At 54.0% G+C, this 12,525-nt stretch carries 14 protein-coding genes; 5 read left to right on the top strand and 9 right to left on the bottom strand.

Annotated features, from left to right (window positions below; all coding sequences use genetic code 11):
• Positions 1-52 precede the first annotated feature (52 nt).
• The 5 genes from INT21_RS13755 to radC form a co-directional block, all read right to left on the bottom strand.
• A complete protein-coding gene (locus INT21_RS13755) occupies positions 53-1,243 on the bottom strand; it encodes a class I SAM-dependent rRNA methyltransferase (RefSeq protein WP_193059981.1) in 1,191 nt (396 codons plus the stop codon).
• 81 nt (positions 1,244-1,324) lie between these two features.
• Positions 1,325-2,152: a bifunctional DNA-formamidopyrimidine glycosylase/DNA-(apurinic or apyrimidinic site) lyase gene (gene mutM / locus INT21_RS13750; protein WP_193059983.1), complete on the bottom strand. Its 828-nt coding sequence runs from the start codon at positions 2,150-2,152 to the stop codon at positions 1,325-1,327.
• A gap of 186 nt (positions 2,153-2,338) precedes the next feature.
• Positions 2,339-2,494: a 50S ribosomal protein L33 gene (rpmG, locus tag INT21_RS13745; RefSeq protein WP_009098622.1), complete on the bottom strand. Its 156-nt coding sequence runs from the start codon at positions 2,492-2,494 to the stop codon at positions 2,339-2,341.
• A 25-nt stretch (positions 2,495-2,519) separates the two neighbouring features.
• On the bottom strand, positions 2,520-2,756 hold the full coding sequence (gene rpmB, locus INT21_RS13740) for a 50S ribosomal protein L28 (RefSeq protein ID WP_038481085.1): 237 nt from the start codon (positions 2,754-2,756) through the stop codon (positions 2,520-2,522).
• Between the two features lie 250 nt (positions 2,757-3,006).
• Positions 3,007-3,681: a RadC family protein gene (radC, locus tag INT21_RS13735; RefSeq protein ID WP_193060001.1), complete on the bottom strand. Its 675-nt coding sequence runs from the start codon at positions 3,679-3,681 to the stop codon at positions 3,007-3,009.
• Positions 3,682-3,834: 153 nt separating this feature from the next.
• On the opposite strand from radC, the gene coaBC reads away from it, so the two are divergent.
• The 5 genes from coaBC to slmA all read left to right on the top strand — a co-directional run bounded on the left by coaBC (position 3,835) and on the right by slmA (position 8,701).
• A complete protein-coding gene (coaBC, locus tag INT21_RS13730; RefSeq protein WP_193059985.1) occupies positions 3,835-5,127 on the top strand; it encodes a bifunctional phosphopantothenoylcysteine decarboxylase/phosphopantothenate--cysteine ligase CoaBC in 1,293 nt (430 codons plus the stop codon).
• Positions 5,124-5,585, top strand: a complete 462-nt coding sequence (dut, locus tag INT21_RS13725; RefSeq protein WP_038481077.1) for a dUTP diphosphatase — start codon at positions 5,124-5,126, stop codon at positions 5,583-5,585. Before coaBC ends, dut begins: the two co-directional genes overlap by 4 nt.
• A gap of 36 nt (positions 5,586-5,621) precedes the next feature.
• Positions 5,622-7,004 carry a phosphomannomutase/phosphoglucomutase gene (locus tag INT21_RS13720; RefSeq protein WP_193085351.1) on the top strand — a complete coding sequence of 461 codons (1,383 nt, stop codon included), beginning with the start codon at positions 5,622-5,624 and terminating at the stop codon, positions 7,002-7,004.
• Between the two features lie 167 nt (positions 7,005-7,171).
• On the top strand, positions 7,172-8,071 hold the full coding sequence (argB, locus tag INT21_RS13715; RefSeq protein ID WP_009724121.1) for an acetylglutamate kinase: 900 nt from the start codon (positions 7,172-7,174) through the stop codon (positions 8,069-8,071).
• A gap of 21 nt (positions 8,072-8,092) precedes the next feature.
• Entirely contained in the window at positions 8,093-8,701 is a 609-nt protein-coding gene (gene slmA, locus INT21_RS13710; RefSeq protein ID WP_095602789.1) for a nucleoid occlusion factor SlmA, read from the top strand.
• Positions 8,702-8,795: 94 nt separating this feature from the next.
• Here slmA and rpoH read toward each other — a convergent pair whose 3' ends face one another.
• From rpoH to ftsY, 4 genes are all read right to left on the bottom strand, one after another.
• Complete coding sequence (rpoH, locus tag INT21_RS13705; RefSeq protein ID WP_038481065.1) at positions 8,796-9,662, bottom strand: RNA polymerase sigma factor RpoH; 867 nt, start codon at positions 9,660-9,662, stop codon at positions 8,796-8,798.
• Between the two features lie 153 nt (positions 9,663-9,815).
• Positions 9,816-10,856 carry a permease-like cell division protein FtsX gene (ftsX, locus tag INT21_RS13700; protein WP_193059989.1) on the bottom strand — a complete coding sequence of 347 codons (1,041 nt, stop codon included), beginning with the start codon at positions 10,854-10,856 and terminating at the stop codon, positions 9,816-9,818.
• The gene (gene ftsE, locus INT21_RS13695; protein ID WP_038481059.1) at positions 10,853-11,521 is read right to left on the bottom strand and encodes a cell division ATP-binding protein FtsE; all 669 of its coding nucleotides are present in this window, start codon (positions 11,519-11,521) and stop codon (positions 10,853-10,855) included. Before ftsE ends, ftsX begins: the two co-directional genes overlap by 4 nt.
• A partial coding sequence (gene ftsY / locus INT21_RS13690; protein ID WP_193068767.1) for a signal recognition particle-docking protein FtsY occupies positions 11,518-12,525 on the bottom strand: 1,008 nt, incomplete at its 5' end. The genes ftsY and ftsE, both read right to left, overlap by 4 nt.

The raw sequence follows: 12,525 nt of genomic DNA, 5'->3' as shown, positions 1-12,525 counted from the left end.
CCTTGATGCTATTTTTTTGTCTTGCCAATGTTCGTCAAGCAGCGTCCTTGGCTTAGTCGCGGAATACCCGCACGCCCAGTGCCTTCAGATACGAGGTTTCCGGGATAGCCGGATGAACGGGGTGATCGGAGCCCTGATGCCCCTGAAAAATCACCTGGCCATGACGGTCTTGATGGCGAACGGCACCACGAACCACATCCACCAAACGCTCAGGCGCGAGGTGCATAGAACACGAGGCCGACAACAGCAAGCCATCGCGGCCCAATAGCCGCATCGCTTCACGGTTTAGTCGTGCGTAAGCGCGCTCACCATTAGGGATATCCTTGCGCTTTTTGATAAACGCAGGCGGATCAAGAATAATCACATCGAACTGCTCGCCGTCAGCTTTCAATGCTGCTAACGCTTCAAAGGCATCGCCTTCGGCTACCGCTACTTGCTCCTGCACACCATTTAGCTCAGCATTGCGTGCCACCTGATCCAGCGCTGGGGCAGAAGCATCGACACACAACACTTCTGAGGCACCGCTCGCAGCCGCCTGAACACCCCAACCGCCCACGTAACTGAATACATCCAGCACGCGCTTACCCGCCACTTGGCTGTTCAGCCATGCGCGATTGACGCGATGGTCGTAGAACCACCCTGTCTTTTGGCCATTCAGCACAGGCACGGCAAAGGTAACCCCATTCTCTTCCAGCAGAACCTCATCAGGAAGAGTACCCTTTACCACTTCGACGTGGGCTTCTAGACCTTCCTGGCGACGGCCGCCCGTATCATTGCGGAACACGATGGCACTGGGCTTAACGACTTTTTCCAGCGCATCGACAATATCTTCCGCCAACGCTTGCATACCTGCGGTATTCAGCTGTACCACCAGCACATCGCCGAAGCGGTCAATCACCAAGCCCGGTAACAGGTCGCCTTCACCGTGAATCAAACGGTAAAAAGGTTTATCGAACAGACGCTCACGCAGCGCTAGCGCTTGGTTGAAGCGGTGTACGAATAACGAGCGATCTAGACGCATTTCTGGGTCACGCGACATTACCCGACCACAAATCAGCGAGTGCGGATTAATGTAGGCGACGCCAAGGGTCTTGCCATTGGAAGCCTCAACTAACGCAGGCTCACCAGCAGCAAAGTTTTTTAGTGGCGTCTCTTTGATATCTACCTCATTGGAGTAGATCCACAGATGGCCCGCTTTCAGGCGGCGATCGGCATTTTTATTCAGGCGCAGGCGTTGAGTCACAACAATCTCCAAAAGAGCAATCTTACAAAGCACATAGACTCTGAAAGCATAGGCAAAACAGTTAATATCAAAGAGCGGCCGCTAACGCTGGCAACCAGGGCAAAACACGCTGGCCCGCTGGCCTAGAGTAATACGACGCAGCTCAACGCCACAGCGCAGACAAGGCTGCCCATGGCGCCCATATACATTCAGCTGCTGGGCAAAGTAACCTGGCTCGCCCTGCCCACTGACAAAATCCCGCAGCGTCGTGCCACCTTGGGTAATCGCTGCCGCCAGCACCTCTTTAACCGCCTCGGCTAGCTGCTGATAACGGGCCAGGGAAATTTTCCCAGCGGCACGTCGGGGATCAATACCCGCCATAAATAGCGCTTCGGCAGCGTAAATATTACCTGCACCGACCACCACGCGGTTATCCATTAAAAAAGGCTTTACCGCAACGCGTTTATTACGCGATGCGTTATAGAGCCAGCGACCGTTAAACGAGTCATCCAACGGCTCAGGACCAAGGTGCGCAAGGCGCGTATCCAAACTGCCATCGCCCTGCTGCCAGTCAACAAAACCAAAGCGGCGCGGGTCATGGTAGCGCAGCACATGCCCCTTGGCCGTCACCACGTCAACATGATCATGCTTTTTAGGCAAATCGCCGACGTTTGCAATCCTTAGGCTGCCCGACATGCCTAGATGCCACAACAGCGTGGCCTCACCTTCGAAAGTCGCCACGGGAATTTGGAGGTACTTAGCGCGGCGCTTTAATACGCCAACCCGAGCTCCTACTAGCCGCTCGGCTAGATCTTCGGGCACCGGCACGCGCAACCGAGTCTGGCGCACCAGCACCTCGGTAATCTCTTGCCCTTCTAAATAGGGGGCAATGCCGCGTCGCGTCGTTTCAACTTCAGGCAATTCGGGCATGATGAAAGTCTATGATGACAGCACCGTGACAACCACTCTGTCGCCTAAGCGGTGCCGAAGCGTAGGGACAGATACCGCCAACCTACAAAGTAAGCGGCTAAATACCGGGCATGCAAAAACCCGGCTTAGGGCCGGGTTTTTCAACAGGCGCTCGCCTGCGGTGAAAGCCGATCATTGTAATCGCAATTACTTGATCTTAGCTTCCTTGTAGATAACGTGCTTACGGACGACCGGGTCGTATTTCTTGAATTCGAACTTATCCGGTGTATTCCGCTTGTTCTTATCAGTGGTGTAGAAGTGGCCTGTACCGGCACTAGACACCAGCTTGATCTTATCGCGCATGGTTTAACTCTCCCAAAATGCTAGCTTAGATGGCGTCGCCGCGTTTGCGGATATCAGCCAGAACCGTTTCGATACCTTTCTTGTCGATGATACGCATTCCTTTAGAGGAAACGCGCAGCTTGACGAAGCGGTTTTCAGATTCAACCCAAAAACGATGGGTGTGCAGGTTCGGCAAGAAACGACGACGTGTCTTACGCTGGGAGTGAGAAACGTTATTACCAGTTACCGGACGCTTGCCGGTAACCTGACATACTTTGGACATGAGAGCCTCCAACCGCTTGGCGAGTTGTTCAAAACTGTCGGGCAAACCGGAGCAGGGAGGGAGTCGACGCAGTGAACTGCCTAGCTGTACCCAAATCCGTTATTCAACCCAAGTTTAAAGGTGGCACTTTATACCAGAGCACCCGGCTACCAGCAAGCAAAAACGCCCCAAAATGCCAAAAAAGGCATCTTTTGGACAATTTACTTAGGTAAACGACGAGATTTTGTCGTCGCACCCTTTTCATTAATTGCTATAGCCAACCGCGCTCGGCAAACGAAACCACGTTACCGTCCCCCACCACGAAATGATCAAGCACTCGCACATCGAAGAGTGCAAGGGCATCTTTTAGACGTTCAGTAATACGTCGATCAGCATCGCTTGGTTCAGCAACACCCGATGGGTGGTTGTGAGCCAGGATGACAGCACCAGCGTGTAATTCAAGCGCACGCTTGGCTACTTCGCGGGGGTAAACGGATGCGCTATCTAGGGTACCGCGAAATAGGGATTCATAGCGAATAATTCGATGCTGTGTATCTAAAAAAAGCACGGCAAACTCTTCATGACCCAGATGACGAAGCTGGGAGCTTAAGTAATGACGCACAAGCGACGGCGATGTGAGCGCATTGCCACGGGCAAGCTGGCTCGCCAAATGACGTCTAGAAAGCTCCAGGGTCGCTTGAAGCTGGGCAAATTTCGCACTACCAAGCCCTCGAGCCGCACAAAACTGATCCTGATCCGCCTCCAAAAGCTGCCTCAAACCACCAAAACTGGCCAACAGGTCCCGTGCCAGATCCACCGCAGAGCGCCCCTGCACGCCTACTCGCAAAAAAATGGCCAGTAGCTCGGCGTCTGAAAGCGTCTGCACTCCCATATTCAATAACTTCTCGCGTGGCCGCTCACCTTCCGGCCAGTGATTAATCCCCATCGCCGCCTCCTTGCCCACCCCTGATAGCACCATCAGCATTTGCTACTGCGCCCACCCAAACTGGCTTTTCCAACTGCTGCTTGAGCATGCCAAAATAACCCGTCAAATGGTATGGTACTCACCTTTAACAAACGCTACATGGGACTACCCATCATGGCCTTATTATCGCCATCCCCGCTAACGCCACTTGCTGGAAAGCGCCTGCTGCTTGGCATTAGCGCCGGCATTGCGGCTTATAAAAGCGCGCTGATTGTTCGGTTACTCAAGCAAGCTGGCTGTGAGGTTCGCGTGGTAATGACCGAGGGTGCTCAAGCGTTTATTACGCCGTTAACGCTTCAGGCACTTTCAGGGGAGCTGGTACGCACCTCGTTGCTTGATCCTGAAGCAGAGGCTGGTATGGGGCATATTGAGCTAGCCCGCTGGGCAGATGCCGTATTGATTGCCCCAGCAACGGCTGATTTGATCGCCCGATTGGTACATGGCATGGCTGACGACTTGCTAACCACTCTGTGCCTAGCCTGTGAAGCACCCAAGTTGATTGCACCGGCCATGAATCAGGCCATGTGGCGACACCCTGCAACCCAACGCAACGTCTCTCAGCTAGCCAACGATGGCTGGCTGCTGATCGGGCCAGCAGCAGGTGACCAAGCGTGTGGCGACATCGGTCCTGGGCGAATGAGCGAACCCGAGGTTATTGTTGATTTCTTAGCACAGCATTTTGCTTCTGCTGCAAAATTACCAGCGCCAGCTTCTGCGCCGCACGTAGTGATTACTGCGGGTCCCACCCGCGAGGCGCTGGATCCCGTGCGCTATCTATCCAACCACAGTTCAGGGAAAATGGGTTACGCACTAGCCGCTGAAGCTGCGGCTCAGGGAGCACGAGTAACCCTGATAAGCGGCCCAGTTAATCTCCCCACTCCTCTCGGCGTTGAGCGCATCGATGTGGAAAGCGCTGCACAAATGCATCACGAAGCGTTAACACTCGCCCCCCATGCTGGCCTATTTATTGGCTGTGCTGCGGTCGCTGACTACCGCGCTGCCAGCGCTGCTGAGCACAAAATCAAAAAAACCGACGACAGCGATACGCTAACGCTTACGCTGGTCAAGAATCCTGACATTATTGCCGATGTTTCCGCGCTGCCTACTGACCAACGCCCTTTTGTGGTGGGCTTCGCCGCCGAGACTCAGGATGTCGCTCGCTATGCGGAAGACAAATTGACCCGCAAGGGGTTAGATATGATTGTGGCCAACGACGTTTCCCAGCAGGGGCTCGGTTTTGGCAGCGATAACAATGCCGCTCTGCTGCTGTGGCGCTCTGCGACGGGAACCCATCAACAGGAAGCCCCGCTTCAGCCTAAAACCCAGCTAGCCGCGCTAATTATTCGTCACGCACTATCATTACTGCCTTCTCAACCACCCTCTCAATCCTCCGGAGAATTATCATGAGCGGTTCTCGCCCACGCCTGCAGTGCAAAGTATTGGATGAACGCCTGCACGACTACCTTCCCTCTTATGCAACAACAGGCTCAGCGGGGATGGATTTGCGAGCACTGCTAGATGAACCACTGGTGCTTGCACCTGGTGACTGCCAGTTAGTGCGAACAGGCCTTGCCATTTACATAGAAGATCCTAGCTTGGCAGGCATGATCTTGCCTCGCTCCGGTCTAGGTCATAAGCACGGTATCGTGCTGGGCAACCTCGTCGGTCTCATCGACTCTGATTACCAGGGCGAACTGATGGTATCCGTTTGGAACCGTGGTCAAAGCAGCTTTACGTTATCGCCCTTTGAGCGTCTCGCTCAGTATGTCGTTGTTCCTGTCGTGCAAGCGGAACTTACCATTGTCGATGCCTTTGAAGACTCCACTCGCGGCAGCGGTGGTTTTGGCAGCACAGGCAGCCAATAAGCCAAGCGCTGTTTTAGCGCATATCTAGGAGCGACAATGAACGTACCTGCGTCGATATTTCGTGCTTACGACATTCGCGGCATTGTGGGCGATACGCTGAGCGAGGCCACCACCGAACTCATTGGCCGAGCCATTGGTTCTGAAGCCGCCGCTCGAGGCGAGCAAACGGTCATTGTTGCCCGTGATGGACGACTTTCCGGGCCACATCTGCAAGCAGCGCTGATTCGCGGCCTAACAGCCTCAGGACGAGACGTTATAGACATCGGCATGGTGCCTACCCCCGTGCTTTATTTCGCCACACACACACTGCCTGAAAGCTGCTCTGGGGTAATGCTAACCGGCAGTCACAATCCACCTGACTACAACGGCTTCAAAATCGTCTTAGCGGGTGAAACGCTCTCCGGTGATGCTATTACCGCCCTCTATGAGCGCATCCAAGCAAACGACCTAACCAGCGGCCAAGGCAGCGTTCGCCAGCATGACCTACGCACGGCGTATCTTGAAAGAATTATTAACGACATCCATATCGAGCGCCCACTGAGCGCAGTTGTGGATTGTGGCAACGGGGTCGCCGGAGAGTTGGGCCCGCAGCTTATTGAGCGCCTGGGGGTAAAAACCACCCCATTATTTGCCGACATTGATGGGCACTTCCCGAACCACCACCCCGACCCAGGCAAACCTGAAAACCTACGCGACTTGATCCACAGCGTTAAGGAAACAGGTGCCGATATTGGCTTGGCTTTCGACGGCGACGGCGACCGTTTAGGCGTTGTCACGCCAAGTGGCCGTATGATCTACCCTGACCACCTCCTGATGGTATTTGCAGCTGATATGCTGTCACGCACCCCCGGTGCCAAGGTGATCTTCGACATCAAATGCACGGGTAACCTGGCGCGAGTTATTAGCGACGCTGGCGGCGAGCCTGAAATGTGGCGCACCGGGCATTCACTAATCAAGGCACGCATGCGGGAAACCGGCGCTGAACTGGGCGGTGAAATGAGCGGGCATATTTTCTTCAAGGAGCGCTGGTATGGCTTTGACGACGGCATCTACGCCGCGGCCCGCTTGCTTGAAATTCTAGCCCGCCACCCCGGCAGTGCTGATGAACTGTTTGATCAATTTCCACAAGATATCAGCACGCCTGAAATTAATATCGCGGTCGCTGATGAAGAAAAATTTCCGCTTATCAAGAAGCTTGCTAGAGAGGGTGACTTCGGCGAAGGTATCAAAACCACGATTGATGGCATTCGCATGGACTATGCCGATGGCTGGGGACTGTGCCGAGCCTCTAACACCACTCCTGCGCTAGTACTGCGCTTTGAGGGTAGCGATGCCGCGGCACTTAGCCGAATAAAACAGCGCTTTGCCAATGCGCTGGAGAAAATTTCACCAACGCTGATGATTCCTGAACCTCAATAACGTGGATAGATACGACAGGGTGAACAGAAGAAAAGTGATTGTGCCAATCGAATGCGCGACACAATAAGAATGCTAGACAACACGCCGCATGGAAAAGCCAATGCTCGCGCTGTAATAACGGTCGCGATAAAAAAGTAGCGACGGAAAAAATCAAAAGGGACAACGTCATGAGTTCAACTAGCCGCGACCCCCAGGTCGTTGTGGAGGTATTGTCTGAAGCCCTCCCCTACATCCAGCAGTTTTCGGGCAAAACGGTCGTCGTTAAATATGGCGGCAACGCCATGACTGAAGACACCTTGATCGATTCATTCGCGCGTAACATCGTGCTAATGAAAGAGGTCGGTATTAACCCGGTTGTCGTCCATGGGGGCGGGCCACAAATTGGCAGCCTGCTAGAAAAACTGAATATCGAATCTCGCTTTGTGAACGGCATGCGAGTGACCGACTCTCAAACCATGGACGTCGTGGAGATGGTCCTAGGGGGCTTAGTCAATAAAAGCATTGTTAATCTAATCAATCAAAGCGGCGGCAAAGCCATTGGTTTAACCGGCAAAGATGGCGCGCAAATTCGCGCCCGCCAACTAAAAGTAGAGCACCAAAGTCCTGAGATGACCGCACCGGAAATTATCGACATTGGCCACGTAGGTGAAGTGGAGTCTATCTCCACCGACCTCATTGAGATGCTCGCCGCCAGAGACTTCATTCCGGTAATAGCACCTATCGGCGTTGACGGTGAAGGCCACAGCTATAACATCAACGCCGACTTGGTGGCAGGCAAACTGGCCGAGGCACTCAACGCTGAAAAACTGATGCTATTGACCAACGTCGCGGGCCTGATGAACAGTGAGGGAGAGGTATTAACTGGACTAAGCACTGCTCAAGTTGACGCCTTAATCGCCGACGGCACGATTTATGGTGGCATGTTGCCAAAAATACGTTGTGCACTAGATGCAGTAAAAGGCGGCGTTAACAGCGCCCACATTATCGACGGCCGCGTTCCTCATGCGGTCTTGCTGGAAATCTTTACCAATGCTGGGGTAGGCACCCTGATTACTGACGCAGGTTAACCGCGACGGAGGGCTAACGTCATGAGTGACGAACAAAAACCTCGCCGCCGCGAGCAAATCCTGCAAGCGTTAGCCGTTATGCTGGAAGAGGATAGCGGCAAGCGCATTACAACCGCTGCGCTTGCCCGCCAGGTTGGCGTCTCAGAAGCAGCGCTGTACCGGCATTTCCCCAGCAAAGCGCGCATGTTTGAGGGGCTGATCGACTTCATTGAAGAAAGCATCTTTGCGCGTATTACCCGCATCCTAGAAGATATCCCCGATGCGGCGTCTCGATGCGGCACCATCTTGGCCTTACTTCTCGGCTTTGCCGAAAAGAACCCTGGGCTTGCCAGGGTACTGGGAGGCGATGTACTTACTGGCGAAACGGCCCGGCTGCGCCAGCGCGTTCACCAACTGTTTGAACGCTTGGAAACCCAGTTAAAACAGATACTGCGGGAAGCTGAGCTGCGCGAAGGGCTACGCACCAGCATATCCGCTTCAGCAGCAGCCAACCTGCTGATCGCTCAGGCTGAAGGGCGTATTTCTCAGTATGTGCGCAGTGATTTCAAGCGCTTGCCGACCGAGTACTGGGAAGACCAATGGGCGCTGCTGTCTAGCCAGCTGTTACGAGCAGCCGTACAACCAGCTTAGGTAGCGGTGACACAACATGCACGCCCAATAAAAACGCCCCGAAGGCAGAGCCTTCGGGGCGTTTATCTTATGCTTAACCAATATGTGTACGTGATTAAGCAGCGATAGCTTCGCCCATTTTTTGGCGCAGTTTTTTCATCGCATTCTTTTCGAGCTGGCGAATGCGCTCAGCGCTGACGCCATAAACATCGGCCAGATCGTGCAGTGTCGCTTTGTTGTCAGTGAGCCAGCGACGCTGCAAGATATCCCGCGAACGCTCATCAAGGCCTTTCAAGGCTAGCTGTAAGCGACGCGTTGAATCTTCCTCAAAGTTGCTGTCTTCCAGCAGCGTTGCCGGATCAGCGGAAGCGTCATCTAAAAAATACGCCGGCGCTTGATAGGTGCTCTCTTCGTCGTCGCTAGGAGACGCATCAAAACCCGCATCGTAAGCCGACAGACGTCCTTCCATATCGCGCACTACTTCTGGCTTTACGTTGAGGTCTTCCGCAATCGCGTTAACTTCATCGTTGTTTAGCCAAGCTAAGCGTTTTTTGGCGCTACGCAGGTTAAAAAACAGCTTGCGCTGAGCTTTGGTGGTTGCAATTTTGACAATACGCCAATTGCGCAGCACAAACTCGTGAATTTCCGCTTTGATCCAATGCACGGCAAATGATACCAAGCGAACGCCCTGATTAGGGTCGAAACGCTTAACGGCTTTCATCAGACCGACGTTACCTTCTTGAATCAGGTCAGCCTGTGGCAGACCATAACCCGAGTAACTACGAGCAATATGCACAACAAAACGCAGGTGCGATAGCACCAAACGGCGCGCTGCTTCCAAGTCACCTTCATCGTGGAGGCGGAATGCAAGCTCACGCTCTTCATCAACGCTTAGTACGGGGATGCCGTTAACCGCTTGAATATAGCCGCCCAGATCGTGACCTGGAGAAAGCTGACCCACCGGTAGAAGACTAGTGCTCATGTGCAGGTGGTCTCCCTTAAAACCTATCGTGGTTGGTGTTCCGTTAACTCTAAGACCTTAGCCTAAGCATAAGGTTCAAATGACCGATGCATTCACTGCATAAGACACAAAACGGGGTGGAAATTCCCGCTACTGACCGCATAACAAACATAATCAACGCGGGCGTATGCTAGAGAGATGGCGTGTAACAGCCAACCAAGCTCCCAGCCAGCCCAGTAGTGTACTGCAAGATAGCAGAATTGTAGAGCCTGTCACATCTAACTGCGGCAACACAAAGTTCGCTCCGTAGCTTGCCGCCAAGGCGGCAACAGGCATCGACAGCCAGTGGTTGCCAAATGCCAGCAATCCCAGCGCCAGCAGACCGCCCCCCACGCCGTACCAAGCCCCACTATAGAGGAAGGGTCGACGGACAAAGGCATGGGTCGCGCCAATGAGCATCACTACTTCGATTTCTCGTCGTCGGCTCTCAACCGAAAGACGGATAGTGTTGCCCACCACTAGCAGCACACCACAGCCGAACAACACCCCAAGCGCGAGCGCCACCCGTCGCCCAAGATCCGCCAAATGACGTAAACGCTCTACCCACGCCAAATCCACGCGCACCTCGTCTACCCCAGAGAACTCCTCCAAGCGCTGTGCCAGTTGTGCCATAGCTGCAGGTTCAACGCTCTGTGGATAAATCACAATACTGGCCGGCAGTGGATTATCTTCCAGCCCTGCCAGGGTATCTTCAATACCAAGGGACTGCTGAAACTCAACCATACCTTGCTCGGCACTGATAATGCGGGTCGTTTCGACACCTTCGTCCGCGATGACAGCCTCCTCAATGCGAACGGACTGTGCAGCATCTACGGTCGTTTCCAAATAAACGGTGAGGGTTGCACTCTCATCCAGTTCTGCGTCTAACAGCTTAGCGCTATCCAAGGTTAACCAAAGCGCCGCAGGCAAGACTAACGCAATGGCGATGGCCAGCATGGTTAGCAAATTACCCACAGGATGGCGTACCAAGCGATAAAGGCTATCCAGTGCCATTGCACGATGATGGCGTCCCCAGGCGCGTAAGCGGCTGCTAAAACGTGTTTGCTGTGAACGTGCGCCACGCCGCTCGGCGTGTGGCTCACTGGGAGCTCTGGCCGATTGTCGCTTACCTTTGGGCGCTGCGCCTATAGGACGGGGTGTCGCGGCACGTTTCATACGGCCCCCTCATCTGCCACCAGACGACCATCTTGCAAACGCAAAATGCGGTGACGTAGTCGCGCAATCAGCGCTAAGTCGTGACTGGCAATCATCACGGTGGTGCCAATACGATTGAAGTCTTCAAACAGCGCCATAATATCGGCAGAAAGCTGTGGGTCTAAGTTACCGGTAGGTTCATCAGCAAGCAGCAGAGCTGGCTTATTAACCACTGCGCGCGCAATGCCCACTCGCTGCTGCTCACCACCGGAAAGCTCTACTGGCAGCGCTTTTTCGCGGTGTAAAAGCCCGACCTTATCCAGTGCTGCACGAACGCGCCGCGCCGTTTCACGCGGCTCTACCCCCTGGATTTCTAGCGGCAGAGATACATTGCGGAACACACTGCGATCAAACAGCAATTGGTGATCTTGAAACACCACGCCAATTTGCCGACGATAAAACGGCACTTGGCTGGCGTGGAGCTCGGCAATGTCGTGCCCAGCCACCACTACCCGGCCACGGCTAGGCTTTTCGAGGCGCATAATTAGTCGCAGCAACGAACTTTTACCAGCACCAGAATGCCCCGTCAGGAACACCATTTCGCCTCTTGCAACGCGAAAGTTGAGGTGTGCCAGCGCATCAAAGCGCCCTCCATAGCGCTTACCCACATGTTCAAAAGCGATCATGCGCGGCCATCATCCCCTTGCCGATCAAACAGCGCGTTAACAAAGTCATCTGCCTCAAAGGGGCGGAGATCATCCAGACCTTCGCCTACACCAATAAAGCGAATCGGTGTTTTTAGCTGCTTCGCCAATGCGAAAATAATCCCGCCCTTGGCGGTACCGTCCAGCTTGGTCAGCGTAATGCCACTGATCGGCACGGCGTCATTAAATGTGCTGGCCTGGGAAATGGCGTTCTGCCCTGTCCCCGCATCCAGCACCAACATCACCTCATGAGGAGCGGTGCTATCCAGCTTCTGCATGACCCGATGAACTTTTTTCAGTTCTTCCATCAGATGACTCTTGTTGTGCAGCCGTCCTGCTGTGTCGGCAATCAGCACATCCACGCCACGTGATTTAGCAGCCGCCACCGCGTCGTAAATCACTGAAGCGCTATCAGCACCCGTATGCTGCGCAATTACCGGCGCGTTGTTACGCTCACCCCACACCTTAAGCTGTTCAACCGCCGCTGCGCGGAAGGTGTCGCCTGCAGCGAGCATGACGCTTTTACCCTCACGTTGAAAACGCTGGGTCAGCTTGCCGATAGTCGTTGTTTTACCTACGCCGTTAACCCCTACCACAAGAATTACAAAAGGCCCTTCACTCTCTTTTTCAAAACTTAGCGGCGTCGCTACCGGCGCCAGCATCAACGCCAACTCTTCTTGCAACCCGCGATAAAGCGCTTCTGGGTTATTCAGTTCTTTGCGCGAAACGCGCGCTTCAAGGCGCTCAATAATCTCGCTAGTGGCTTCAATGCCTACATCCGCCATCAGCAGCTGGGTCTCAAGGTCTTCCAGCAGCTCATCATCAATCTGCTTTTTGCCTAAAAACAGATCGGCAATACCGTCAGTTAGGTTGGCGCGGGTTTTGCCTAACCCTGACTTAATACGAGCGAACCAGCCTCTCTTTTCCCCTTTTTCAGCCACGGGCTTCTCTTGCAGGGCCGGTTTAGGGGCAGATATTGTGGCTGG

It is taken from the genome of Halomonas sp. 3F2F (genome assembly GCF_014897805.1).
GTDB lineage: Bacteria > Pseudomonadota > Gammaproteobacteria > Pseudomonadales > Halomonadaceae > Vreelandella.
Note: the sequence above shows the minus strand (reverse complement) of the source record. Positions and strands in the feature narration are given on the sequence as shown.